The sequence below is a fragment of the Mesorhizobium sp. M1A.F.Ca.IN.020.06.1.1 genome, from assembly GCF_004023265.1.
GTDB lineage: Bacteria > Pseudomonadota > Alphaproteobacteria > Rhizobiales > Rhizobiaceae > Mesorhizobium.
Map to the genome: position 1 here is coordinate 1 of NZ_RZSR01001435.1, position 986 is coordinate 986.

Below are 986 nucleotides of genomic sequence, written 5' to 3' on the forward strand. Positions count from 1 at the left end.
AAGGCACGGTGCGCCTGTCCGGCGACTTCCTCTGCGCGCCGTTCTCCACCAGCGATGTCGAAGCTGCTCCCCTCCACGGTTGGACGGCCAACAGCGAGTGGGATGTCGTCGAAAGCAGTGCCATCGCCGGCGGCTGGCGCGCCGTCTTCCGCTTGCGCCGCAAGGTGATGGGTGCTTCCGTCGACAAGGTCTTCACGCTCCGCGACAACCATCCCTTCCTCTACCAGGAACACATCTTCTCCGGCGGTTCCGGCGCCATTTCCGTCGCCCACCATCCGATGACGGCGATGCAGGACGGCGGCCGGCTCGCCTTCTCGCCGAAACGTCTGGCGGTCACGCCTGAGACCCCTCTGGAGCCCGATCCGGCGCGCGGCCGGTTTCGTCTGGCCTATCCCGCCCGCACCACCGACCTCACCCGTTTCCCGCTCGCGGCCGGCGGCACCGCCGATCTCGCCGACTACCGCATGGAAGACCGGCGCGAGGATTTCATCACCCTGGTCGAGGCCGATCATGGCGGGCCGGGCTGGACGGCGCTCGCCCGCCGCGCCGAGCAGGATCTGGTGCTGGTGCTGAAGAATCCGGCCGAGCTGCCGGTCACCATGCTGTGGTTCAGCAATGGCGGGCGCGACTACGCGCCCTGGAGCGGCCGCCATGTCGGCGTGCTTGGCATCGAGGACGGCCGCGCCGCGGTCGGCCACACCGCCTCGCTCGGCGACAACTGGCTGAAGCATGAAGGCGTGGCGACGGCCTTCGCGCTTGCCGAAGGGCGCAGCGTCTCCTTCCGCCATGTCATCGGCGCGGTTCCGGCAGCGGACGTCGAACCGCCAAGCGGCCTGGAACAAGCGACCGATCGACTGCGCATCCTTGCCCAGAATGGTTCAGCGAAGGAGATACCGTTCGACGGCGAATTCCTGCGCATCGGCCGTTCCGTGCCCGCCTGAGGCCCTTGCTCCGCCATAGGATGACGACCGATCTCAAGGGCTTGC

1 protein-coding gene is annotated in these 986 nt (G+C 68.2%); it reads left to right on the forward strand.

Translation table 11 applies throughout. The annotated features are described in order from the left end of the window. The coding region (locus EOA60_RS34655) for a hypothetical protein (RefSeq protein ID WP_128312712.1) at nt 1-941 on the forward strand (941 nt) is incomplete at its 5' end. Between the last annotated feature and the right edge of the window lie 45 nt (nt 942-986).